Genomic DNA, 25,424 nt, shown 5'->3' with positions numbered 1-25,424 from the left:
TTCAGGAACAGCAAGTAATGGTCAAAATAGGTACTTCGAGGAGGCTTAAGAAATCAGCCGCTTCAAAAAAGTTAAGGAGAAGAGACTTCTTTACATATTTTATGGAAGTTTTGCTGATCATCTTTGGTATCAGCGTAGCCTATCAGCTCAATGTTTATTACGAGGGTCAGAAAGATCTTCAACTAGAAAAAGCTGCTTTAAGAAAGGTTTACCGCGAAAACGAAACCAATATGGAGAACTTCTACAGCATTGTTCCAAGCCGGAATGAACTGCAAGAAGATACTCGAGAATTAGCCAGAATACTATTTTCAGGTGGCTTGCTAGAAGACGACAACATTGGAACTTATCTCTTTAACATTAACAGAACTTACAAACCTATCATTCAGCTAGAAGCCATCAACTTCTACTTAAACACTAATTACACGAATAGAAATTCTGACGTAAAAAGTGAACTAATCACGCTCAAGAGCAAGTATTTGGAATTAAGAGACGTGGTAGATTACTATGTAAGGATGAAGGAGAAGTACTACTCAGAATTTTTGGTGTCGGACGTAGACTTCGGAGAAGAAAAAATCATCTCTTACGAGAAGATTAAAAGTGTAGAATTCAAAAACTTAGTAGTTAATCTGTTAGCCAATGAACAAGAGCTTAACCGATTGTTTGAAGACACCTTTGAGTTGGCCCTAGATTTGGATGAAATGATTGAAGAGAAGCTGCATTAATGAGACAACTAATAGGAGCTCTTCTTATCCCATTGGGCATTATATTTATATACCGAGCAATTTTACCGAAAGAGAAAAACCCTAATGACAAATACGAAGCATCACACCGTATAGAAACATTTTCTGGAGGGCTTTTCTTAACAGCAGCTGGAATACTGATGCTTTTCGGCTGGTAGTAAATGTAGTTTAGATGCTAGCAGTCGATTTATTTACCTGATGTAGCCCACACTCTTTTTGGGAGGTCTCCCAATACCATCTGCCGGCTCTTGGGTGTTCTCCTGGCTCAATGGCGCGAGTACATGGTGCACAACCTATGCTGATATATCCTTTGTCATGCAACTTGTTGTAAGGCACTTTGTATTGTTTGAGGTAATCGATCATTTCTTCATAAGACCAACGAAGAATTGGATTGAATTTGATGACCTGATTAGCTCCATCCCACTCCAAAAGATCAAAGCCCTGCCTATTCTCAGACTGATCTGACCGTAAGCCCGTCACCCAAACTTTAGCGCCTACCAAAGCTCGTTTTAATGGTTCAACCTTACGAATAAAGCAACATTCCTTACGGTTCTCTACAGACTCGTAAAAGCTGTGCATACCTTTTTTATTCACCATAGTCTCCACTCGCTCCGCTTTAGGGTAATAAACCTTAATTGGCTTTTTATATCTGGAACGAGTCTGATCTATCAGTTCATAAGCCTCTTTAAACAACCTGCCAGTGTCGAGTGTAAACACCTCTATATCGACATCGTTCCTAAAGATTGCATCGGCAACTACTTGGTCTTCCTGACCAAAAGCAGAAGAAAACCTAACCTTACCAGGAAAAGCGTTAGCAACAATGCTCAACGACTCCGCCAAAGACTTCCCTTCTATTTCCTCAATTAACTGGTTGATTATTGCTTCACTCATTTTCTAACTTTTATTGTAGCCCAAACTCGCTCATGTAGGTAATAGAGAATCATTTTAGTGACTACTTCAACCGAACCGATTGAAAAAGCAGTGGCAAAATCACCCGTAATAATATATGATATCACCATGGTGTCTATGGTACCTACAACCCTCCAGCTTACAGTTTTCAGTAAGCTTTTAAGGTTACTATCAGCCTTTCGGCTCTCCTCAATCTTTCCATTAACAAGCGTATCTACCAACATATTCTCTAGTCTTAAATAGATTCGATTCGACAAATCTATATATTCCCTACCATTTTAGTAGACTTTTAGCCGAGAAAATTTCTGAGCGGTTCAGAAAACTCAACGATTAGCTCAATAAAACGATTAGAATGTCACTATGTGATATTTGAAACTTATGAAAAAGAGCTTCTCTGCGGCCGGTCATGGTTCCCTCACTATGAGCTTCCCTGTTAGTAATCTTCAAATGTCAATCGGTGAAGACACAGATTGTAGCAAAAGGTTAATCAGAAACTTGAGATTGCTTGCCAGTCATTGTGTCCTCACCGTGACTCTGACAGTCTTAAACTAATACTCGAGAGTCAACCAGTAAAGACACATATTGCGGCCAAAGCTTCACTCTTGCTCAACCTAATAGGTGGAATTCCATTCTTAGTTTATTGAGATTTAAGAAGCAGAACTTCTTAGCACATCGGCCAAAGTCTTATTTTCCAATACCTTCAATGTATTGTCTCGAACCTCTGCCATAACGTGATTAAGCCCGCAAATCTCTTCTTGGCAGTTCTCACACTTCTCATAATAGTTTAGGCTTACACAAGGCAGCAGCGCAATTGGACCATCGAGCATACGAATAACCTTAGCCAGCTTAACTTCTTCTGGTGGCTTAATGAGGTAATAGCCTCCACCCTTACCCTTTTTACTTCCAAGCACTCCGGCCTTCTTCAGTTCGAGCAAGATATTCTCTAGAAACTTCAATGATATTTGTCTCTCTTGAGAAATCTCAGAGATCAGCACAGGCCCCTTATCCTTATTTTCAGCTAAATACGTAAGTGCGTGAAAGGCGTACTGGGTCTTCTTTGAGAGCATTTGTAATAATCGGTAATTTTAGTGTGAAACAAAAAAAGGAGCCTGAGCTCCTCTTTCATTTAATTATATAAAACATTAATAGTTGTTCAGCATAACTGGCATTACAAGCATCAAGATATCTTCGCTTTCGTCCTTCTCTGCAGGAATAATCAAACCAGCACGATTAGGAGCAGACATTTGAAGTGTAATTGATTTAGAGTGAATATTACCAAGCATCTCTACTAAGAACTTAGCATTGAAACCAATTTCAATATCCTCCCCTTCATGCTCACATGCCAAAGTTTCCTTCGCCTCATTTGAGAAATCTAGATCTTCAGCAGAGATAGTTAATTCACTACCAGTAATTTTTAACCTGATTTGGTGGGTTGTTTTGTTCGCGTAAATAGAGATACGCTTTAATGAACCTAACAACTCACTTCTCTCAATTGTCATTTCGATTGGGTTCTCCGCAGGGATTACGTTTTCATAATCTGGAAAACGCTCATCGATCAAACGACAAATCATTTTAATATTATTGAAATGGAAGTATGCATTAGAAGCATTGTATTCCATTACTACGTTCACATTTTCCGAAGGCAAAGTAGACTTCAACAAGTTCAAGGCCTTACGAGGAATAATGATAGACATTCCTGAGTCAGTCGCTACATCCACTCTTCTGTAACGTACCAATCTGTGTCCATCCGTTGCAACAAATGTTGTATTTGTATCTCCTAACTTTACGAAAACCCCAGTCATAGCTGGTCTTAATTCGTCATTAGAAGTGGCGAAAATGGTATTATTGATAGCACTGCTCAACACATCTGTAGACATATCTACAGAATATGCATCAGTAACTTCTGGTACCTTAGGGAAGTCTGTTGCATTCTCACCTGCCAGCTTATATCTACCATTATCAGAGTTTATTTCTACGCTATAAGTTTCGTTGTCTATGCTGAAAGTAACAGGCTGCTCAGGTAAGTTCTTGAGTGTGTCCATCAAAATTCTTGCTGGCACAGCAATACTACCATCTTCCTTGGCCTCTACATCAATCTCAGTAATCATAGAGGTCTGAAGATCGGAAGCAGTAACGGTCAAAAGGCCATCATTTATCTCGAAAAGGAAATTCTCGAGAATAGGAACAACCGGATTGGTTGTGATAACGCCATTGATATTTGATAGGCGCTTTAAAAGTTCAGCTGAAGAAACTATAAACTTCATAGAAGATTGAATTTTTGAGTGGTTTTAATAAGCGGATAAAATTAAAAATAAAATCTATATCGCCCATCAATTGTAAGGATTTTGGCGCATTCTACTTAGCCTCAACTTCATTTTGGCCTCAATATTTTCCCAAGGACTAAAGTTGATCATTGAAATACTAGATAAAAGCAAAAGAAAGCATTTCTGAATTATTACCCTACTTTTTTGGTAGACTTTATATTCTTTTATTTAAACTTGCATATCAAAAGCCATCTGTACTACCAGAAAAGAACAACTAACCATGAGCTTGACATATAAAAAGAACATCAGCGCAGCTGCCAAAAAAGACATTCTAGAGCTTGAAAAACGAATAGAAAAGTTCAATCAGGGAGAAATTGCTGAAGATAAATTTAAGCTCTACCGACTTACCCGAGGCGTTTATGGACAACGGCAAACAGGTGTTCAGATGATACGTATAAAGCTGCCCTACGGAAAGGTAACACCCCAACAGCTCATTACCATTGCCAATGTTTCGGACAAATATGCCACAGGCAACCTACATCTAACTACTCGGCAAGACATACAATTGCACTTTGTTAAGCTGGCAGATTCGCCTGCGCTTTGGGCAGAATTGGAAGAAAGCGATGTTACTCTTAGAGAAGCCTGCGGAAATACTGTTCGTAATGTCACTGCCTCTCCTGATGCGGGAGTTAACCCAAACGAACCCTTTGATGTAACGCCTTACGCTCATGCATTGACCCATTTCTTCCTGAGAAACCCAATCTGTCAGGATATGGGCAGGAAAATGAAAATCGCTTTCACGGCAGATGAAAGCGACACAGCCATGACTTACTTCCACGACATTGGCTTCATTCCTAAAATCGAAAATGGAACCAAAGGCTTCAAAATAGTAGTTGGCGGTGGCTTGGGCGCGGTAGCCATGACAGCCCAAACAGCGCATGAGTTTCTACCTGCCGAAGAAATCATTCCTTTCTCCGAAGCACTAATTAGAGTTTTCGATAGATATGGAGAAAGAGCAAATCGCAATAAAGCCCGGCTCAAGTTTCTATTGAAGAACATTGGTTTGGAAAAACTGATGGAGCTCATAAATGAAGAAAGGAAGTCCTTAAAAGCTACCGCTACAAATTTCGATCTTAGCCTTACAGAGGCCAACATACCTGAGATCAAGGCCATTCCAGAAACTCAAATAGAAGACTGGAACGCATTTGAAAACTGGAAACGCACCAATACTTTCGAGCAAAAGCAACAAGGGTATTATGGTATTTGGATTAGAGTTCCATTAGGAGATATTGATTCTAGCAGAGCCAGAAAGCTGGCTGCTCTAGTACAGGAATTTGCGGGAGATGACATTCGTGTTACTGCCAACCAAGGCCTTCTTATAAAGTACGTAAGGCCCGATTTACTGCCATTCTTCTACCAGTCACTTACCGAACTTAATCTTGCCAAACCAGGGTTCAATAGTACTCATGATGTTACTTCGTGCCCGGGTAGCGACACCTGCAACTTAGCGGTGACCAATAGCACAGGCTTGGCCACTGCTTTAGAAAACTTGCTTGCTACAGATTTCAAGCACCTAATTGATGAATCTAATATCAAAATCAAGATCAGTGGATGCATGAATGCCTGCGGGCAGCATATGGCGGCCAATATTGGCTTTCACGGTAGTTCTATCAAGCATAAAGGATTGGTAATTCCTGCAATGCAAGTGGTGATTGGTGGTGGTGTTTCACCTAATGGGGAAGGGTTTATGGCCGAAAAGGTGATCAAGCTCCCAACAAAAAGAATTCCTACCGCCCTTTCTTTACTCTTAAACGCTTTTGAAACGAATGCTGATTGGGGCGAATACTTCAACGACTTCTATCAACGATTAGGAAAAAGGCATTTCTACCATCTCTTGAAGCCTTTGGCCGAACTAGAAACACTAGATCAAGCTGAGTACATCGACTGGGGTAAAGAAGAAAAATTCATCCCGGAAATTGGAGTGGGAGAATGTGCCAGTGTAATGCTGGATGTAATTGGAACGATAATAGATGAAGCACAGGAAAGGTTAGAGTGGGCTGAAGCAGGTTTGAAAGAAGCAGCTCATGCCGATGCTATTTACAATTCCTATTCAGCTTTTGTAATCGGAGCAAAGGCTCTACTGCTAAGCGAAGACGTAAAGTGCAATACGCAAATCGGTATTCTTGAAAGCTTCGAAGAAGTGTTCGGCACCAATGCCAGATTCACCTTCGCAGAAGGATTCAAAGCTTATGTGCTTAGAATACAGCAACATGAGCCTTCGAATGAATTTGCTCAAGAGTATTTTAATCAATCGACCGAATTTTTAAGGACTGTCAGAAATTATAGAGGCGAACAGCTTGCAGCCCAAGGAGAAGATAAAGTAGTGATCAGCGATTTTTATAAAGCTTAAGATGAACAATAACGCAAAACTAACTTTGGTTGGTGCCGGTCCGGGAGATCCTGACTTAATCACCGTTAAGGGCATCAAAGCCATTGCCGATGCAGATGTAATCCTTTATGATGATTTGGCTAGCAAGGCCTTACTCTCCTACGCCAAACCCAAAGTGGAGAAAATCTATGTGGGTAAAAGAGTAGGAAAGCATAGTCATACACAGCAAACCATCAATGAGCTCATTGTTCACTTTGCACAAGAAAATGGGCATGTAGTTCGCCTGAAAGGTGGAGACCCTTTCATTTTCGGAAGGGGTTATGAGGAGTTGGAATTTGCTCGTCAATTCGACATTCCTTGCGAAATAGTACCAGGGATTAGCAGTGCTCATGCCGTGCCAGCACTTCAGCAAATACCCATGACCTCAAGAGGATTCAGTCAAAGTTATTGGGTGGTTACTGCTACCACCAAGGAAGGTGGACTTACTCCTGATATTGCACTTGCGGCTCAATCTACAGCCACTATTGTCATATTAATGGGTACCAAAAAACTTCATGAAATCTGCAACACTTTCCGCCACTATGGAAAGCAGGACACTCCTGTAGTGATCATTCAAAATGGAACTTTGGAAAATGAAAAAATGGTGATTGGCAACATTTCCAACATTGAGTTTGAGGCTTCGAAACACAACATCTCCTCACCTGCGGTTATTGTAGTGGGAGAAGTGGTAAAATTGGGCAAAGCCTACATAGAGGAATTCAAACACATTCAGGCAGTTTAATATGGCAAATGAGCTCTATCCTGTATTTCTGAAGGTTCACCAGTTTGAAACACTTATTGTCGGAGGTGGTGAAGTAGGTCTTGAAAAGTTGAGTTTTCTACTGAAAAGTAGTCCTCAGGCCAAGGTCACTTTGGTGGGAAAATCCATTAAAGAAGAGATCAAAACCTTGGTCAAGGCTCATCCTTCAGTTACTCTTTATGAGAGGGCATATTTCCCAGAAGATCTAACGGGAATGCAGATGGCACTAATAGCCACGGAAGATCATGAAACCAACATAGGGATTCAGGAAGAAGCCAAAAGTCGTGGCATCTTGGTCAATGTAGCTGACACTCCAGACTTGTGCGATTTTTACCTTGGTAGCATAGTTACCAAAGGCGACTTAAAGATTGGTATTTCAACCAATGGAAAGTCGCCAACAATTGCCAAAAGACTCAAGGAAACGCTAAATGAAGTACTGCCCGATGAAATTGATGAACTTTTACAGCGAATGAGGGAGATTCGTGATGAATTAAAAGGTAACTTCGGTTACAAAGTGAAAAAGCTGAACCAACTAACTTCGAGCTTGGTTTCAAAAAAGTCCATCGACAACGAGAATTAAAATGAAGGAAATAACAGTAAAAGAATTGAAGGCATTAATGGATAACGGTGCCGACTTTCAATTAATAGACGTTCGTGAACAGCACGAAGCAGAGATTGCTGAAATCGGTGCGGAGCTTATTCCATTAGGCACGGTGCCCGAAAATGTTGATAAATTCGCTAAAGACAAGCAAGTAGTGGTTCATTGCAGAAGTGGCGCCAGAAGTGGTAATGCCATTCAATGGTTGGAGGCTAACCATGGCTTTGAAAACCTTTACAATCTCAAGGGCGGCATCCTAGCTTGGGCAGATGAGATTGACCAGAGTGTGCAGAAATATTAATTGTATGCCATCCCCGCTGAGGCGGGGATCTCATAAATAATTGATGAGATTCTTCAGTCGGCCTATGGCCTCCTTCTGAATGACGAGACGAAAAAAACTTCGGCAACAATTCCTCCCCTAACCTAGGGGAGGTGCCCAACGGGCGGAGGGCTTCAAACTCACTTCTCAAACAAGTAGATAAACTTGGTATCTCCTGACATGAGAGGAAACTCTACCGTTTCCTTGGGCTCCCATGCTGGCATGTCAAAATCATGGGTCACAATCCTTGTTCTTTTAGGAGCATGTATTTCAAGTGGCAATGAAAATTTGTTCAGCTCATTGCGAGTAAGGTAAAGCAAGTAGACCGTTCCTTCTGAAAAATCATGTTCCGAAAAATCCTTTTGCCTGATTTCTATTCTATCTGAAAGTCCCGACTCCTCTACAGCTTTAGTGGCCATTTCAACAATCTCTGGATCAATTTCATAACCGATTGCTCTACAGCCATAACGCTGACAGGCCGCTATCATCACGTATCCATCACCGCAGCCCAGATCAATAATTAGGTCGTCTTTGGTTATCTGCGCCAATTCTAGCTTTTTATCAAGAAGTTCTTCAGGAGTCCTTACAAAAGGCTCTCTGTAGTATGTGTGTTCAGTCATTATTTAAAATGTATATTTACGCTTTCGTATATAGGCTCTAACAAAACCAAAAATTACCAGAATCACTAAAGGACCTGCCAAGTTCAGGGCCTGCCAGAAGCCTCTTTCCGATTGAAGTTTTGCTCGGTTCAACGGTCTTAAAGTGATTTCCTTGTTCCGAGAGGTAATCAATCCGTTTTCATCTGTGAGATAAGCCAACGCATTGAACATAAAGTCTTTATTAGCATAACGCACCTTTTCGCCATCTTCCCTGAATGGGTTCACGCCTAATTCATACGGTGTTCTATTTCTTAAATTCAGTTCATTGCGAATAAAGTCGCCATCGGAAACCACCACTATTTTGGATGGCAACCCTTCCTCGAGATAAGAAGCTTTATTCACTGAATCTGGTAAAACCCTGTTCTTGAAAAGTGAAGTAAAATTACCTTCGAGCAAATAACTCACAGCCTTCTTTCCTCCAGAGAATAAACTAGGGTCTGGTTGATTGGCATAATCTTCTAAAGCTACTGGTGCTGGAGCTGGCAAAACCCTCGTAAACTCAGAGGTGAACATCAACGGAGTTTTGGTAACACCATCAGCCTTAACTGTATCCATTGTGCTGAAGAAACGGAGATAAACTGCATCCAAATTCTTGGTGATAGGATGCTCCGCAAAGTCATTAACAGAAGCATAAAACGGCCATGGCAAATTGATAATCTCATTTTGTTCACCAACTACTACCGGATATCTCCCGAAATTCTGAATATCCTGAACATAATTTCCATTAAGTCTGATTCCATAACGGAAAAGCAAATCTTCCAAATTGTGATTGATAGGAGTAGCAAGTGTCCCCATTCCTGCCGCCTGAGACATATCGGCCTGCAATGATTCTATGAGGAACATGACCTTACCACCGTGCATCACATATTGATCGAGTACATACTTCTCCGATCGGCTAAAGGCAGAAGTAGGTTTCGCTATGATTAGGGCGTCATAATCTTCAGGATGAACCTCCTGATCCAGTTTCATCTCCTTCATATCGAAATACTGAACCATTTCACTCATAAAGCCCACAATATTCATGGAATCGAGTTCCTGATGACCACGCACCAAACCGATTGTTTTTCTATTGAGGTTAGCCAGGCGTTGTAAACCGACAGCCAGCTCAAACTCAACATTCTCAATAGCTTGATTAATGGTTTCATTCGGGCTTCCACCCTTTCCACCTTTGAGTAGTAAAATACCGGCAGCCTGTTCACCATAACGAACAATCACATAAGGGAAAATGATCTTCTGAATCTGCCTTCCATCTTCAGTATCCACTACATTGGTTGGCTCGAATCCATTTTGCATCAAATAGCGAATATTCTCATCGCGAGTTTTTGCATCTTCTGCTGCAGATGGATCAGTAAAAAAGTAATTGATCACCCCCGGCTTATAGACATCGAACTCATCGATGGTCTCTTTGATCGACTTTCTGAAACGCTCAAAACCGGCAGGTAAATCGCCAGCCAAGAGAATTTCAATGGTCATCGGCTGATCCAACTGCCTTAGTAATTCTTTTGTCGCAGGCTTCAGTGTGTACCTTTTATCCTCGGTAAGGTCGAATCGATAGAAAAAGTTGGCAGCCACAATATTGAAAACCAACAAAGCCAGCATACCGAGAAATACTCGCTTATAAAGTCTCGATCTGATAGGCTTGAAACTTAGCTTTCTAGCAATAATCTTCCAATGCGTGATAATCAGAATAAAGATGATAGTCGATAAGAAGAAGGTCAAATCTCTGGTATCAATCAAACCACGGCTAAGCGCATCGTAATGAAAGCTCAGGCTCAAATCTTCAATGTAAATGGCAGAAGGACCACTCACTAAATCGGCCAGAGAGCTTATGCCTGTATATAGGAAAAAGCAGAGAAAAACCGCCAGAATAAATGATACAATCTGATTTTCGGTAAAAGCCGAAGCCGCCAAACCAACAGCGGTAAACACACCTCCAAGTAGAATTAGACCAATATAGGACCCGATAATTCCTGGTATATCCAGATTACCAACAGGGTTGCCCAATTGATAAACCGAATAGAAATAAACGAGTGTGGGAACAACTGATAGAATAACCAGCGTAAAAGCCGCAAAGTATTTCCCCAGCACAATCTGCCACTCCGTCAATGGTTTGGTGAGCAGCAGCTCAATGGTTCCTGCCCTTCTTTCCTCCGCCACCATTCGCATGGTGATGGCCGGAATGAGGAACATAAACACAAATGGCCCCAATGAAAAGAGGCTTTCCATATCGGCAAAGCCATAATTGATGATGCTGGTTTCTGGGAACACCCACATTAATAGGCCAATTCCCGTGAGGAAAACGCCAATCACCACATAGGCGATGAGTGAATTGAGGAACTGACGGATTTCTTTAGAATAGATCGCCCACATATCAGTTCGCTTGGGTTAACTGGTGAAAAATCTCTTCCAATTCCTGAGTTTCCTGGCTCATGCTTAGAATTACCCAATCTTCTTCCTTGGCCATTTTGAAGAGCACCGACCGCAGGTCTTTTCCGGCTTCGCTGGAAATGCTAAACTGGTTTGCTCCCTTCTCCTCCACCTGACCTAAAACAGACAGTTTCTGTACATCCACAGCCGACTCAAATTCCACCTTCAGCACCACGCGGTTACCCATGAGGTTTTGAAGCGTATCATCGGCTACAATTTTGCCTTGGTTGATGATCACCACCCTATCACACAAAGCTTTCACTTCCTGCATAATATGGGTACTAAAAATCACAGTCTTGTTCTTACTAATTTCCTTGATCAGCTTTCTGATTTCCACCAGTTGATTGGGATCAAGCCCAGTGGTGGGTTCATCCAGAATCAATACTTCCGGATCGTGGAGCAGCGCCTGAGCCAGCCCCACCCTTTGCCTGTAACCCTTGGAGAGCATGGCAATCTTCTTGTTCTGCTCTTTGGTGAGCCCGCAGAGTGCCACCATTTCCTTTACCCGAGCCTTGGCCGATGCCCCTTTTAGCCCATGAGCCGATGCCATAAAAAGCAAATACTCATGCACATACATATCTAAATAAAGAGGATTATTCTCCGGCAGATAGCCAATCTTCCTTCTGGCTTCAACGGGCTGATTCATCACATCGATACCACAAACTTCTACCGAACCTTCAGAAGGTGGAATAAAACCAGTAGCAACCTTCATGGTGGTGGACTTGCCAGCTCCATTGGGACCCAAAAAGCCCAGAATCTCTCCCGGTTGGGCGATAAATGAAATATCATCTACCGCATGTTGTTGCCCATAAATTTTAATTAGCCCGGCTACCTTTACTGACATTGATGAATGAACGTCTTTTCGTTTTAGGAATTGTCAAAGATAGTGGAGAAGACGGAAGACCGAAGTCGGAAGCCGGAAGTTTTTGCTGTATAGGTTAATCGTTATCGGTTATCAGTTAATCGTGGATGGACAAATACTGTTGAGCCAAACTCCTCCCCTGAAGGGGAGGTGGCTGGAAGCCGGAGGGGTATATCCTCACTGAGAACCCATATAAGTGAATCCCTTGCATCAAGGGAACAACTGTTTCTATAGACTTGAAAGTCGTCTGACCACTTGGAGTGGTCTGACGACTAATCTTTGGAAGATTACCAATTCTTTATTCAGGCAAAACATTGCTGCAGTGAGCCCCTGACAGCATATAAAACAAAAAACCGAACAACTATGCTCGGTTTTCTAATCTTTCCAAATGGCTTTTAGCTCTCTGCTTCTCTACCCTTTCGGTTTCAGCGGTCTTACTTCCACATCTACTACATGGTAATTCGGATGAGTTTGTAGCGAACCTAGAATAGTCTGAGCGATGTCTTGAGGACGCATCATGTTTTCATTCGCGTTAGCAAACTCCATATCATCGAAGAAGTTGGTATTTGTACTACCTGGGTAGATGGTTGTCACCTTAATTCCGTAGTCTCTCAACTCTTGGAAAATTGAGTGTCCGATACCCGTTACTGCATGCTTAGACCCGACATAGCCACTCATGGTTTTCACACCATTGGTTCCTGCAATAGACGAGATATTCACAATATGTCCTTCCTGATTATCAATCATATCTGGTGCTGCCATTTTAATACAGTAAAATAAACCGTGCACATTCACATCGTACATAGACTTCCAGTCTTCAACATCTATCTCATGGATTAATCCCTGAATACCGAAACCTGCATTATTGATAAGCACAGCAGGGTTACCCAACTGCTCTTTAGTGGCCTTGTAAGAAGCCTGAACGTTCTCCCAGTCGGCAACATCAGTTTTAAAGAAGTGGTAATTTTTATGATCTATAGAGTTATTGGTTCTTCCCCAGCCTGCTACATACATGCCAGCTTCCAATAAAGTTTTAACTGTTTCTAAACCGATGCCTTTACTGACACCGGTTACTATCGCTAGTTTTCCTTTTAATTCCATGTGTATTTAATCAATCACGGAGCGATATAGTTTCACGTGATTCCAGTTTTTAGATTCCGGATATTTTTCTTTGCTCGAAAAACTGCAAAGAAAAATTACGGAATGACATACCGATATCAATTTGCTACCTTAGCCACCACCACATAAAAGTCTTAGGGAGATCCTAAGACTAGTTGTTGCATCCTTTCAGAAAATATTATTCTTCCTTTATGATGAATAAGATCCTTTGCTTCTCTCAGAATGATTGAGCCGAGCTTACCTCACTGACCGTCATTCCAGAAAATCTTTTGACACTTTTCCAGTCAAAAGATTTTCTGGAATCCTCTCAAACCAGCTTATTAGATTCCGGATATTTTTCTTTGCTCTAAAGCCTGCAAAGAAAAATTCCGGAATGACGAACGAATATCAATTCGCTACTCTAGTCACCACCTAATAAAAGTCTTAGGGAACCCTAAGACTAGTTGATGCATCCTTTCAAAAAATACTATTCTTCTGTAATTATGGATAAGATTCTTCGCACCTCTAAGAATGACTGAGCCGAGACTACCTCACTGACCGTCATTCCAGAAAATCTTTTGGCATTTTTTCCAGCCAAAAGATTTATCAGGAATCTCCTCAATCCAGTTTTTTAGATTCCGGATATTTTTCTTTGCTTCAAAATCTGCAAAGAAAAATTCCGGAATGACGTACTGATATCGATTCGCTACTCCTGTCACCACCGCATTAAAGTCTTAGGGGACCCTAAGACTAGTTGAAGCATCGTTTCAAAAAATACTATTCTTCTGTAATTATGGATAAGATTCTTCGCACCTCTAAGAATGACTGAGCCGAGACTACCTCACTGACCGTCATTACAGAAAATCTTTTGACATTTTTTCCAGTCAAAAGATTTTCTGTAATCTCCTCAAACCAGTTTTTAGATTCCGGATATTTTTCATTGCTCCAAAACCTGCAAAGAAAAATTCCGGAATGACGAACGAATATCAATTCGCTACTCTAGTCACCACCGAATAAAAGTCTTAGGGGACCCTATGACTAGTTGAAGCATCGTTTGAGAAAATACTATTCTTCCTTTATGATGAATAAGATTCTTCGCACCTCTAAGAATGACTGAGTCGAGACTATCTCACTGATCGTCATTCCAGAAAATCTTTTGGCATTTTTTCAGCAAAAAGATTTATCAGGAATCCTCTCAAACCAGCTTATTAGATTCCGGATATTTTTCTTTGCTCTAAAGCCTGCAAAGAAAAATTCCGGAATGACGTGCTAATATCTATTCGCTATTCTGATCACCACCACATAAAAGTCTTAAGGAGATCCTAAGACTAGTTGCTGCAACCTTTCAGAAAATACTATTCTTCCTTTAATGATTAATAAGATTCTTCGCTTCTCTCAGAATGATTGAGCCGAGACTACCTCACTGACCGTCATTCCAGAAAATCTTTTGACATTTTTTCCAGTCAAAAGATTTATCAGGAATCTCCTCAAACCAGTTTTTAGATTCCGGATATTTTTCATTGCTCTAAAACTGCAAAGAAAAATTCTGGAATGACGAACGAATATCAATTCGCTACCCTAGTCACCACCACATTAAAGTCTTAAAGGCCCTAAGACTAGCTGGCTAGTTGCCTCATCCAGATGATGTCCCTTCCAAATTGCCTAGAGAACGTTTAGTCGATCTTTCGGATTGAATAATACGACTTTTCTTATCTTGAACCCTGAATGAGCGAGAAAAAACCTTTTCTAGACAGTCAGACATACATCACCTTAGGTTATTTAACCGTAGTGTTGATTGGAATGATGTTCGATTATAAATACTACAATCACTTCGATATCAATATTTTTGAATATGCTGACATCCTTGACTTTTTGTTGGCTCCTGTTAAAAACTTTGAGCTTATCCTTTTTGCAGCAGCAAGTTTAATAGCCGTATTGATCTTCTTTCAAGTCGATAAGCTTTGGCAAGGGCGATGGCCGAAATCATATAAAAGGTTCAATTTCGGAATGTCTACCAACGCCTTGAAGAAATATCGCCCGTACATTATTGTTCTTTCCGCTTTGGCCTATTTGAATCTAGCCTCTGAATTCTACGGTGATAGAATGTTCAAGCGATTTGAAGAAGCTCCGAAAGAAATTGAAATCGTTTTTCAATCTGACGAAAGGGTTTTAAAAGGAAAGCTGATTGGCAAAAATGCAGACTATGTAATTATGCAAACCGATGACCAAGCTGTAAAGGCCATACCTGTTTCATCAGATGTACAAGAGATTATCATCCACAGATAAGCTCCATTCATTCTTCTTCTTTAGCAAGTAGCTACCAATAGCGCCAAGATTCACTAGCACTAGTGATTGCAACGGCAGGTGGTGTAATATACTTTTGCGCCATTATTAAGAATCAGTCTAAATAAGATGAAGAAAACTTTACAAATAATCATTCTACTGCTGTTAGCAGTACCAGCTTTTGCACAAACTGGTAGCCTCAAAGGTAAAGTGCTAGACAACAACCAAGAACCGCTCATAGGAGTGACCGTCCTGGTTCTTGGCACCGAAAAAGGAGCTGTAACAGATATAGACGGCACGTTTACTGTCGGCAACTTACCAACAGGACAGGCCGTTGCCCGTGTTTCATTCGTAGGCTTCAAAACGGTTGAACTTCCTATTACCATAGAAGCGAACCAAGCCACAACTTTAGAAGACATCACCCTATATGAGGGAAATGAAATTCTTCAAGATGTAGTGGTTACTGGAGAACGAATTAACCAGTTCTCTCGTGAGCAAACAGCTTACGTTTCTAAGCTGCCATTAAAAGACCTTGAAAATACGCAGGTGTATAGTACCATTACCAATGAGCTTTTAGTTTCTCAAACTGTAACCAATTTTGAAGACGCTCTTAAGAATGCCACTGGCGTTGATAAGCTCTGGACTTCTACTGGGCGCGGTGGTGACGGTGCTGGATATTATAGCTTGAGAGGTTTTTCGGTTCAACCCCAATTGGTAAACGGAATGCCAGGTTTAACCAACGGAACCATTAATGCAGCCAATATTGATAGAATTGAAGTAATTAAAGGTCCATCGGCTACCCTTTTTGGAAACTCCGTGGGTTCTTATGGAGGAATTATCAATGTAGTAACCAAAAAGCCATTTGCCGGAACCGGTGGTGGCATTAACTTCACAACGGGTTCATTTGGGTTGAACCAGTTGACTTTTGACTACAACACTCCACTAGATGCCGCTCAAGATATTTACTTCCGCCTAAATACTTCTTACCAGTATAAAGGAAGCTTTCAAGATGCTGGATTCAGAGAAACATTCTTTGTAGCTCCTTCATTGACTTACAGAGTAAACAACAAGCTAACCTTCTCCTTTTACGGAGAAATAACCAAAGCGGAGCAAACTAACCCGACCATGCTTTTCTTGAACAGAGCTGCACCGAGTGACGCTCCTGATTTAGATGCGCTAGGGTACAACAACAAGCTTTCGTTTACCAGCAACGGACTAACCATTGCCACTCCAACAAGCAATTTCAGAGGCGAGGTTAGCTATAAAATCTCTGATAACTGGACTTCTCAAACCGTAATATCTACTAGCCAGACCACAACCGATGGGTACTACTCCTACTTATATGATTATGGCGTATACCCTGGCAACATTTTCACCAGGTTCATTAATAAGCAGAATGCGCAGACCAATACTTTCGACATTCAGGAGAACATTATTGGTGATTTCAAAATTGGTGAATTAAGAAACAGACTGGTTTTCGGAATCGACTATTTAGAAGCAAAGTCGGTTGACAACAGTTCAGGATATGCCTACTATGGCAACGTAAGCCCTACAGGCGAACTTTTCCCAGACAACCCATTTACTCCTGCCACCGAAACCGGTCCATTTCCTCTAACCACTTCTGCTGTAGATCAAGCCATTGCTCCTTTAGCCAACGGAAGCTCAGTAGTTAGACAAAATGTAATCAGTTCTTATGTTTCAGATGTTATTAACTTCACTCCTAGCCTTTCTGTAATGGCTGGTGTTCGTTTAGATAGGTTTGAAAACTTGGGCGACATTAACGGTGAAGGTGGTTTCGACCAAACTACCCTATCTCCAAAATTCGGAGTGCTTTATCAGCCAATTGCGGATAAAATGTCAATATTCGCCAACTATCAGAACAGTTTTAACAATGTAGCCCCTGCCCTGGTAGGCGACCCAAATGCTGGCCCGCAGACGCTCAAGTCATTCGATCCTGAGCAAGCCAATCAGTTAGAATTTGGCTTAAAAACTAACCTTTTCGATTACCGACTAAATGCCACTATTAGCTACTATGACATTCAGGTGAGCGACAAAGTAATGACAGACCCTTCCAATCCTTTCAACCGGGTGCAAGAAGGAACTATAGAGAGCAGTGGTTTTGAACTAGAAGTGAACGCAAACCCTATCGATGGTTTCAACCTAAGGGGTGGGTACACTACCAATGAAAGTGAGATTACAGAAACTGACGATGCAAATCAGTTAGGAACTAGACCTTTGGAGGCTGGCCCGAAAAACCTTTACAACTTCTGGGCAAGCTATGAGCTACAAAACGGCAGTTTGAAAGGAATTGGTTTTGGGTTCGGAATTAACGGTTCCAGCGAAAGAGCAGTCTTGAACTATGCTAATACTGGCACCTTCTTGCTTCCTGAATACACCATAGCAAATGCCTCCGTGTTCTATCAGGTAGCCAAGTTCAGAGTAGACCTCAAAGTGAACAACCTTTTCGACAAAGAATACTATTCTGGTTGGTCTACTATTACTCCGCAAGAGCCAAGGGCATTCTTGATGAGCTTGAAGTATAGATTTTAGTTTTAGTTAGTTAACCCTAGGGTGTCGCTTAGTGATCATCATCAGGCGGCACCCCTTTTTGCTTTAAACCATGGTAAGCACATCTATTCTACTTTGCCTGCTTGGAAGTTTCTTCCTTTACAGTACCTCCACCAAAATGAAATCGGTGAATGTTGAGTTTCGAGGAATAAGCCAGTCACAAAACCGACTTAGAAAACATGCTGGACTTCTCCTTCTGCTAAGCTCGTACATCGTGCTAGGAATTTATGCCGGATTCGGAGCGGCAATAGCCTTTTTTCTGTTGATACTCACATTTGCCGTTTCCATGGTTGTGCTCCTTTATCCACTGAAAGTGCTCACCAAATTCAGCCTGCTTATCATTCTCTTTGTTTCACTCGCCATTGAATTTCTTATCTAATGCCAGCGAACCCTAAATACTTATCGTCAGGACCAGATCGTGCTGCAAAAATTACTGCGGGGCTCATTGGTGGCTACTTATTATCAGCCATGTTTCACTATGTGCTAGGCCTATTGGTAGAAAACAAAGCAGCGGTTGTGGCTACATCGGTCTATACGCTTTATATGCTCTGGATGGTATTTTTCATTATCCCATTTATGATGAAAAGTGGAGCCAAAGCCTGGGTCTACTACCTAGTCTCCATCGTTTTGCTTGTCACAATTGCCTACTTAATCCGATAGTCTGAATTATGAGTTCTGAATCGAAGAGAAATTATCACGTATTCTTTCACCTACATACGGTATCGGGTATTGTTATCAGCACAGCCTTGTTCGTCATTTTCTTTTGTGGTGCTTTTGCTTTAATAAAAGATGAAATCACTGCATGGGAAAAGGGGGATAAAGTGAATGTGGAAGAAGCGATCGACATTGATTATGACCGTGCCATTGAAGTAATCAAGTCTGAAGATTATGAACTATATGGTCGTGACTTACGCATTTTGGTTCCTGATGCTAAACAAGAGATTTACTTTCAGCTAAGTGAATCGCAAGACACTATTAAAGCCCCTACCAAAGAAGATAAACTCTACTATTTCTTTATAGATGCTCACGATTATACTTGGTCAGAATACTATTCTTTCTACAGTATTGGCGAGCTAGTTTACCGCCTGCACTTCTTCTCACAAATCCCTTACGTAGGCATTTATATTGCGGGTTTTGTAGCGTTTTTCTTTCTGCTAGCAATTGTATCAGGAGTAATTATTCATTGGAAGAAGATCGTTTCCAACTTTTATGTTTTCCGCCCTAAGGCCAAGGCCAAAACCATTTGGACCGATGCTCACACTGCTTTAGGAGTGATTGGTCTGCCGTTTCAATTCGTATTTGCTGTAACCAGCTGCTTTCTCTGCATGTCCATTTTTGTTTTAGCACCTGCCTCTCTTATCTATAATGGTGACCAAGACAAGCTACTTGAAGAAGTACGCCCAATGATGCGAACCTATGAGTTAGGTCAACCAACCGAGAATATTGGGAGCTTAAATGGCTTTATGGAAGATGTGCAAAGCCGTTGGGAAGGCTTTACGCCCGTGCAGGTTTACATCCGCAATTATGGAACAGACAACATGATGTTTCAAGTGGATGGCATGTTGATGAACCAGAAGAAGTTTGTAGCGCATGGCCGAGCCATCTATGATGTTGCCAGCCGTGAGCTTATTGCGGAGAAGCTACCAGATGAGCCAAACTATCTGGAAGGTGTTGAGGCAACCGTACGCGCCCTGCACTTTGGCGATTGGGGTGGTTACCCGCTCAAAATGGTGTATTTCATTCTGGCGCTTATCACCTGTTTTGTCATTATCAGTGGCGTATTAATTTGGCTAACCGCCCGCGAGAAAAAGAATATTTCTGCTAGCCAAAGGCTTTTCAATCGAAAAGTTGGCCACTCATTTATCGCCATCTGCATGTCTCTTTACCCGGTAACCGCTTTCGCTATGATTGTTGCGCGTGTGCTACCTCGTAGCATGGATGACAGCAGACAAAGCTTGCTTTACCTTGCTTTTTTCATTGTAGGAACCATAGTAACGCTATTCTTCCGCTTTAAGCGAAGTAACTACTTCACTACCAAATACACTTTGCTATCTGGTGCAGTGTTGGGGCTACTCATTCCTATTGTAAATGGATTGATTTCTGGTAACTGGGTTTGGACAATGATTGCTCAAAATCAGGTAGAAATTGCTTTGGTAGACCTTATCTGGATTGGCATGAGCGCCATCGTACTTTTCACCCTTACAAAAATTAAAAAGCCTGAGCCCCTTTCTCCAAGCCATAAAGAACTGCTGGCTCAACAAAAAGAAGAATTTACTGCTGAATCAACATCACAAACTGAAACAGAAAAACCAATGAAATATAAAATCGCTATACTCTGGCTGGCCAGTGCCATTGGCTACATATTGCACGGCATGTATGGGCTTTATGGTGTCTACTACCATGAAAACATGATGATGGATGATGCAACTGGTCATGTACCTTTATCACACCATTTATGGCGTGTAGGGCTAGAAGGACTTGCCTTTCTATTCTCGGTACTCTGCCTAGAAGTGAAAGTGCGCTGGTTCTATTGGACAGCCTTTACTTGGGCCATTTTGCAAGGAATGTTCAACGTTTATCATTTCTTCACTGCATTGATGTACGAAGCCTCAAACGTTTCTGAGATTGTGGCTTTAGCTGTTATGGTATTGATCAGCATCTTCCTTATCAAAGCATTCAGAGAATGGAATAAGGAGTTGATTGTCTGGATTGAAAAGTAAGGAATTATAGGTCGAAGCGAAAGGCTTCGACCAGAGAGACACAGTCGGGTGATCGACTAGCGCAGCTCTACAGGTAATAATGAAAATGAATGCTCTCCGCATATCGCTAGTGAGCATACAAAATCAATACACTTAAAGAACCTAGTAAGAAAAAAGGACATGAGTAAGGTTGAAATTTTCGAAAAAGAACGGGCTTCCAATTACAATCAGTTTGTATAAGACTGGATTCCGAACTACAGCTATTTTATGGAAAAGCTGCCCAAGCTTTTGAGTGACACCGACAACAAAGATCTTTTGGTAGTGGGTTGTGGTACTGGCAATGAAATAGTGCAGTTTGCTAAAGCTGATCAAGACTGGAAAATCACTGGAGTTGACCCTTCGCCTGAAATGATAAATCAAGCTAAGGAAAGACTAGCTAAACACGAAAACATAGAACTCATTAAAGGGCTTGTGAGCGACCTAAGTCAAGACAGAAAATACGGAGCTGTCACACTTCTGCTGATCCTACACTTTTTAGAAGACAATGGAGAAAAGCTAAACTTACTCAGGCAGATCGCTCAACGCTTAAAAACTGAGGCTCCCCTTGTTATGCTCGGTATAACAGGTGACCAGAAGCAGATGAAAACAAACCTCAAAGTGCTGAAGCAACTTCTCCCTAACAACCTAGACAAAGACCTGTTGCAAAATAGACTTCAAAGAATAGAAAACGACTTGCACTATGTGCCTGAAGAAAGGCTAATGGAGCTATGTCAAGAAGCTGGTTTCGAACGGCCGATCAGGTTCTTTCAAACTTCAATCTATATGGGTTGGATAACCTGGAAGAAGTAAAATCAACTACTCGACATATTGAGAACTAATGAATTCAGCCCTTCCGTTCATCAAAAAAATGCTCATCATGAGACTACCTAGAGATAGTCAAACTGGTCATTATTGCGAATTTTAATTTTTTTTAACACTTCAAGAATTTGAATTACGGTTTTTTTTCGCCCAATTCAGGGTTAAACTTTTTTTAGAAAATTATAAAAATATAAGGATGCTGTCTTTTCCACTTTAGTCCTTCTTTTCAATGCCACTTTTGCTTTCAGCATTACAAAAAATTAACTATTTCTTATTACAAAAATCTTGGCGAATACAAACTGACAAAACCGTAACCCCCTGTATTTCAAAATATTTACGCCCCTCACTCAATAGCTGAACAACCGAAACCTCAACTACGCACAGCCTATCATATTCATTAGAGAGCTCTACTAAAACACCTTCTTTTAAGGAGAAAAGAGCCACACACTAGATGAAAAAATACACTCAGTAAAATGAGCCACTTTTTGCTTCGCAGAGAGGCTAAAAGCGCAAAGACCAAGTGACCTTCAGGTAAGGGCTTAACTACTTCTCCATTGTGTTCTTTATATCTTTACCGAGAGAGAGGAAAACCATAATCAATACTATCTCTTCTCGGCTTTCTTATTCAACGCCTGAGCATTAGAGAGAAAATTACTCATCGGGTAAGCCGTAATTTTTGATTTACTAAAAATCCAAAAATTAAGTTTCAATTTGCCTATTAAAACCAATCAAATAAAAATAAGAAGATTCACTCACGTAAACGTTATATATTGATCACTACAATTAAACTACCCATTTATTTATGAAACATTTTTTACTAAGCTTTATGGCTCTGGTGCTTGTTATTTCGCAAGCCTCAGCGCAGCAAAGAACCGTAACGGGAAAGGTGACCACGGCAGAAGATGGCCTGGCATTTCCTGGTGTTTCCGTTTTCGTAAAAGGCACCACAGTTGGTGTTATTACGGATAGCAACGGAAATTACTCTCTGTCCATTCCTTCGGAAGCAGAGACACTAGTATTCTCCTTTATTGGATATACTTCACAAGAGAAGGAGATTGGCAACAACTCTGTTATTAATGTAGCTATGACCCCAGATGTAACTGAGCTGGGCGAAGTGGTAGTTACAGCTTTTGGTACAACTACTAAAAGGGACTTTACAGGGTCTGCCTCTTCTATTGCCTCAGAAGATCTAAAACTTAGACCTGTAACTAACCCAATTGCAGCAATTGAAGGTAATGCAACAGGTGTACAGTTCATTAATTCCTCTGGAGCTCCAGGTTCATCTCCGAACTTGGTAATTCGTGGAGTAGGAACATTGAATGGAGGTAGCACAAGCCCTCTTTTCATTGTAGATGGAGTGCAGTTCGAAGGAACGCTATCATTGATCAACCAAGAGGATATTGAGTCTTTCACAATCCTTAAGGATGCCGCTTCTACGTCATTATATGGATCTAGAGCAGCTAATGGTGTTGTTATAATCACTACGAAAAGCGGAAGAAAAGGCGAAGCAATGCAGGTAAACTTCTCAACCCAAACCGGTTGGATGTCACCAGCTATTGAGCAATATGAAGCTACCAACCCTAAGCAATACTACGAAGTAATGTGGGAAGCTTATAAAAACTCTTTAAGCGTAGCAGATCCTGCAGCACAAGCTTCAGCTAATATCTACAACAGATTAGGATACAACCCTTTCAATGTTCCTAACGATCAAATTGTAGGAACTGATGGTAGAATTAACCCTAATGCTGAGGTTAGATACCCAGCTCTAGATTGGTTCGATGTATTACAAAGACAGGGTACAAGACAAAACCACAACTTGAGTATCACTGGAGGAAGTGAGAATAGTTCTATATTCTTCTCAACAGGTTACTTAAAAGAAGAAGGTTATGTGATTGAGAGTGACTTTGAAAGGGTTACTACAAGATTAAAAGCAGACTTTACTCCAAAGGAATGGTTAACGATAGGAGGTAACATTAACCTATCCTTGTCTGACCAAGGCGGAGTTGGAGGAGCTGGCTCAGGAAGTATTGTAAACCCATTTGGTTTCGCTAAAAATATGGGAGCAATTTACCCTGTATATATTATAGATGATGCCACTGGCCAAATTGTTAGAGATGCTGCGGGTAATCCATTATATGATAGAGGTGAAGGTTACAGCCAGTATGGAATTTCTCCAAGACCTCAAAGCCCAGGTAGACATGCGATAGAAGAAGCTTATCTGAACGATATTTTCGATAGAGAAAACGCGTATGGTTTTAGAACCTATGTAGACATTGACATTCCAAAAGTTGAAGGTCTTAGCTTAAGAGTTACTTATGGTAGAGATTACCAAGAAAGAACACTTAAGGATTATGAGAATGCTGAAGTTGGTGATGGCCAGCCTACAGCAAGATACGCGGAGACTCGTTCAAGAAGAATTGTTGAAAACTTCAATCAAATTCTTACCTATAAAACATCTATTAATTACGATCACAACTTAGACATCACAGTTGGACATGAGAGCTTTGATAGAAACTTCTCTGGAAACAATACTTTCGCAACTACTCAAGTAGCCGAAGGTATTTATGAGTTCGACAACTTCTCTGTTCCAGTAAGCATTGGTGGATCTACTACTGACAAAACCCTAGAAGGTTATCTTGCTAGAATTAACTATAACTACAGAAATAAGTACTACCTGTCACTATCAGGAAGAAGAGACGGAAGTTCTGTATTCAGCGAAGATGTAAGATGGGGTAATTTCTACTCAGTTGGTGCTTCTTGGAGATTGAGTGAAGAGTCTTTCATGAGCAACGTTGGCTTCGTAGATGATTTGAAAATCAGAGCATCTTACGGTGAAGTAGGTAATGATAACCTTGGTGATTATTACATTTCGCAAGCCCGTTATCAATTGACTTCAAATGCGGGTAATCCTGCAATTTCACTTTCAGATCTTGGAAATCAAGCCCTTACTTGGGAGACAATCGAGAACTTTGATGTTGCTGTAGAATTCTCTCTATTCAACAACCTAATTGATGGTTCAGTAGAATACTACAGACGTAATTCTTCAGACCTCCTTTACAATGTGCCAATCGCAATCTCTAACGGATTGAATTCAATTCCTGATAATATTGCCGACATGTACAATGACGGTCTTGAGATTTCATTAACTGGTCATATTCTTCAAGATAGAGAAGGATTAAGCTGGGACATCACTGCTTTAGGTACTACTTTGAACAACCAGATTACTAATATCCCAGATCCATTCCAGAATGGTTCTAAAAGATGGGATGTTGGTCGTTCTAGATACGACTTCTACATCTACCATACTGCAGGTGTGGATCCTCTAACCGGTGATCAATTATATTATAAGTTCGAAGATGATCCAGAAACAGGAAATGGTGTTCCTGTATTAGATTCTGAAGGAAATCAAGTAACTACTAACGACTGGGCCGAAGCAAACAGGGCCTTTACCGGAGATAGTTCTATTCCAGACTTTATCGGATCAGTATCTAACAGACTGAATTACAAAGGATTCTCTTTAAGTATCCTTGTAGCATTCTCTTCAGGGGGTAAAATATTAGATGGTGGTTACTCTGCAATGATGGGTAGCGGAGACTTCGGTGAGTCTCACCACGTAGATCAACTTAATGCTTGGAAACAACCAGGAGATATTACAAGTGTTCCAAGGTTGGAGAATGGAAACGCAGAGCAGGTTCAAACGCAATCTACCAGATTCTTAACAGATGCTTCTTGGATCTCTTTACGTAACGTAAGCCTTTCTTATACATTCGATGACAGCATGGTGAACCGTTTAGGTCTTAGCAATTTGAATGTCTTCATTTCAGGTGACAACTTATGGTTCAGCGCTGCAAGAAAAGGCCTTAACCCTCAGTACAGCCTTGCTGGAACAGGATCAGGTAATGATTACAACCCGAACAAAATATTCTCAGTAGGTCTAAACCTAGGACTTTAA

At 41.0% G+C, this 25,424-nt stretch carries 21 protein-coding genes; 13 read left to right on the top strand and 8 right to left on the bottom strand.

What is annotated here, in order from left to right; translation table 11 throughout:
* Positions 1-17 precede the first annotated feature (17 nt).
* Both AWW68_RS11400 and AWW68_RS20095 read left to right on the top strand, forming a co-directional pair.
* The gene (locus AWW68_RS11400) at positions 18-722 is read left to right on the top strand and encodes a hypothetical protein (RefSeq protein WP_068221086.1); all 705 of its coding nucleotides are present in this window, start codon (positions 18-20) and stop codon (positions 720-722) included.
* Positions 722-898, top strand: coding sequence for a hypothetical protein (locus AWW68_RS20095; protein WP_157717623.1), 177 nt, complete (start codon positions 722-724; stop codon positions 896-898). The genes AWW68_RS11400 and AWW68_RS20095 overlap by 1 nt, the downstream gene beginning before the upstream one ends.
* 10 nt (positions 899-908) lie before the next feature.
* Here AWW68_RS20095 and AWW68_RS11395 read toward each other — a convergent pair whose 3' ends face one another.
* From AWW68_RS11395 to dnaN, 4 genes are all read right to left on the bottom strand, one after another.
* On the bottom strand, positions 909-1,631 hold the full coding sequence (locus tag AWW68_RS11395) for a phosphoadenylyl-sulfate reductase (RefSeq protein ID WP_068221083.1): 723 nt from the start codon (positions 1,629-1,631) through the stop codon (positions 909-911).
* On the bottom strand, positions 1,628-1,873 hold the full coding sequence (locus AWW68_RS11390) for a DUF2061 domain-containing protein (protein ID WP_068221082.1): 246 nt from the start codon (positions 1,871-1,873) through the stop codon (positions 1,628-1,630). The genes AWW68_RS11395 and AWW68_RS11390 overlap by 4 nt, the downstream gene beginning before the upstream one ends.
* A gap of 423 nt (positions 1,874-2,296) precedes the next feature.
* On the bottom strand, positions 2,297-2,716 hold the full coding sequence (locus AWW68_RS11385; protein ID WP_068221081.1) for an RrF2 family transcriptional regulator: 420 nt from the start codon (positions 2,714-2,716) through the stop codon (positions 2,297-2,299).
* Positions 2,717-2,791: 75 nt separating this feature from the next.
* On the bottom strand, positions 2,792-3,913 hold the full coding sequence (gene dnaN, locus AWW68_RS11380; protein WP_068221080.1) for a DNA polymerase III subunit beta: 1,122 nt from the start codon (positions 3,911-3,913) through the stop codon (positions 2,792-2,794).
* A gap of 280 nt (positions 3,914-4,193) precedes the next feature.
* Between dnaN and AWW68_RS11375 the strand changes: the two genes are divergently transcribed.
* From AWW68_RS11375 to AWW68_RS11360, 4 genes are read left to right on the top strand one after another with little or no spacing between them, the layout of a single operon-like run.
* Positions 4,194-6,323: a nitrite/sulfite reductase gene (locus AWW68_RS11375; RefSeq protein ID WP_068221079.1), complete on the top strand. Its 2,130-nt coding sequence runs from the start codon at positions 4,194-4,196 to the stop codon at positions 6,321-6,323.
* Between the two features lies 1 nt (position 6,324).
* Entirely contained in the window at positions 6,325-7,083 is a 759-nt protein-coding gene (cobA, locus tag AWW68_RS11370) for a uroporphyrinogen-III C-methyltransferase (RefSeq protein ID WP_068221076.1), read from the top strand.
* 1 nt (position 7,084) lies between these two features.
* Positions 7,085-7,681: a precorrin-2 dehydrogenase/sirohydrochlorin ferrochelatase family protein gene (locus AWW68_RS11365; RefSeq protein WP_068221073.1), complete on the top strand. Its 597-nt coding sequence runs from the start codon at positions 7,085-7,087 to the stop codon at positions 7,679-7,681.
* A gap of 1 nt (position 7,682) precedes the next feature.
* Positions 7,683-8,000, top strand: a complete 318-nt coding sequence (locus tag AWW68_RS11360) for a rhodanese-like domain-containing protein (RefSeq protein ID WP_068221072.1) — start codon at positions 7,683-7,685, stop codon at positions 7,998-8,000.
* Positions 8,001-8,158: 158 nt separating this feature from the next.
* On the opposite strand, the gene AWW68_RS11355 is transcribed toward AWW68_RS11360, so the two are convergent.
* From AWW68_RS11355 to AWW68_RS11340, 4 genes are all read right to left on the bottom strand, one after another.
* Positions 8,159-8,638 carry an SAM-dependent methyltransferase gene (locus AWW68_RS11355; RefSeq protein ID WP_068221070.1) on the bottom strand — a complete coding sequence of 160 codons (480 nt, stop codon included), beginning with the start codon at positions 8,636-8,638 and terminating at the stop codon, positions 8,159-8,161.
* A 3-nt stretch (positions 8,639-8,641) separates the two neighbouring features.
* The gene (gldG, locus tag AWW68_RS11350) at positions 8,642-11,047 is read right to left on the bottom strand and encodes a gliding motility-associated ABC transporter substrate-binding protein GldG (RefSeq protein WP_068221067.1); all 2,406 of its coding nucleotides are present in this window, start codon (positions 11,045-11,047) and stop codon (positions 8,642-8,644) included.
* A gap of 1 nt (position 11,048) precedes the next feature.
* Positions 11,049-11,948 (bottom strand): gliding motility-associated ABC transporter ATP-binding subunit GldA, encoded by a 900-nt coding sequence (gene gldA, locus AWW68_RS11345; RefSeq protein ID WP_068221064.1) that lies wholly within the window; start codon positions 11,946-11,948, stop codon positions 11,049-11,051.
* 429 nt (positions 11,949-12,377) lie between these two features.
* Positions 12,378-13,067, bottom strand: a complete 690-nt coding sequence (locus AWW68_RS11340) for an SDR family oxidoreductase (protein ID WP_068221062.1) — start codon at positions 13,065-13,067, stop codon at positions 12,378-12,380.
* A gap of 1,722 nt (positions 13,068-14,789) precedes the next feature.
* Here AWW68_RS11340 and AWW68_RS11335 point away from each other — a divergent pair.
* The 7 genes from AWW68_RS11335 (at position 14,790) to AWW68_RS11305 (ending at position 25,424) form a co-directional block, all read left to right on the top strand.
* Positions 14,790-15,350: a hypothetical protein gene (locus AWW68_RS11335; RefSeq protein ID WP_068221059.1), complete on the top strand. Its 561-nt coding sequence runs from the start codon at positions 14,790-14,792 to the stop codon at positions 15,348-15,350.
* A gap of 126 nt (positions 15,351-15,476) precedes the next feature.
* Complete coding sequence (locus tag AWW68_RS11330; protein ID WP_068221056.1) at positions 15,477-17,897, top strand: TonB-dependent receptor; 2,421 nt, start codon at positions 15,477-15,479, stop codon at positions 17,895-17,897.
* A 70-nt stretch (positions 17,898-17,967) separates the two neighbouring features.
* On the top strand, positions 17,968-18,294 hold the full coding sequence (locus AWW68_RS11325) for a hypothetical protein (RefSeq protein WP_068221054.1): 327 nt from the start codon (positions 17,968-17,970) through the stop codon (positions 18,292-18,294).
* Positions 18,294-18,575: a hypothetical protein gene (locus AWW68_RS11320; RefSeq protein WP_068221053.1), complete on the top strand. Its 282-nt coding sequence runs from the start codon at positions 18,294-18,296 to the stop codon at positions 18,573-18,575. Before AWW68_RS11325 ends, AWW68_RS11320 begins: the two co-directional genes overlap by 1 nt.
* An 8-nt stretch (positions 18,576-18,583) precedes the next feature.
* Positions 18,584-20,635, top strand: coding sequence for a PepSY-associated TM helix domain-containing protein (locus AWW68_RS11315; protein ID WP_068221052.1), 2,052 nt, complete (start codon positions 18,584-18,586; stop codon positions 20,633-20,635).
* A gap of 246 nt (positions 20,636-20,881) precedes the next feature.
* Positions 20,882-21,463 (top strand): class I SAM-dependent methyltransferase, encoded by a 582-nt coding sequence (locus tag AWW68_RS11310; protein ID WP_221405994.1) that lies wholly within the window; start codon positions 20,882-20,884, stop codon positions 21,461-21,463.
* An 811-nt stretch (positions 21,464-22,274) separates the two neighbouring features.
* Positions 22,275-25,424 carry a SusC/RagA family TonB-linked outer membrane protein gene (locus tag AWW68_RS11305; protein ID WP_068221049.1) on the top strand — a complete coding sequence of 1,050 codons (3,150 nt, stop codon included), beginning with the start codon at positions 22,275-22,277 and terminating at the stop codon, positions 25,422-25,424.

Source organism: Roseivirga spongicola (assembly GCF_001592965.1).
GTDB lineage: Bacteria > Bacteroidota > Bacteroidia > Cytophagales > Cyclobacteriaceae > Roseivirga > Roseivirga spongicola.
This window is presented reverse-complemented; position numbering and strand designations above follow the sequence as displayed.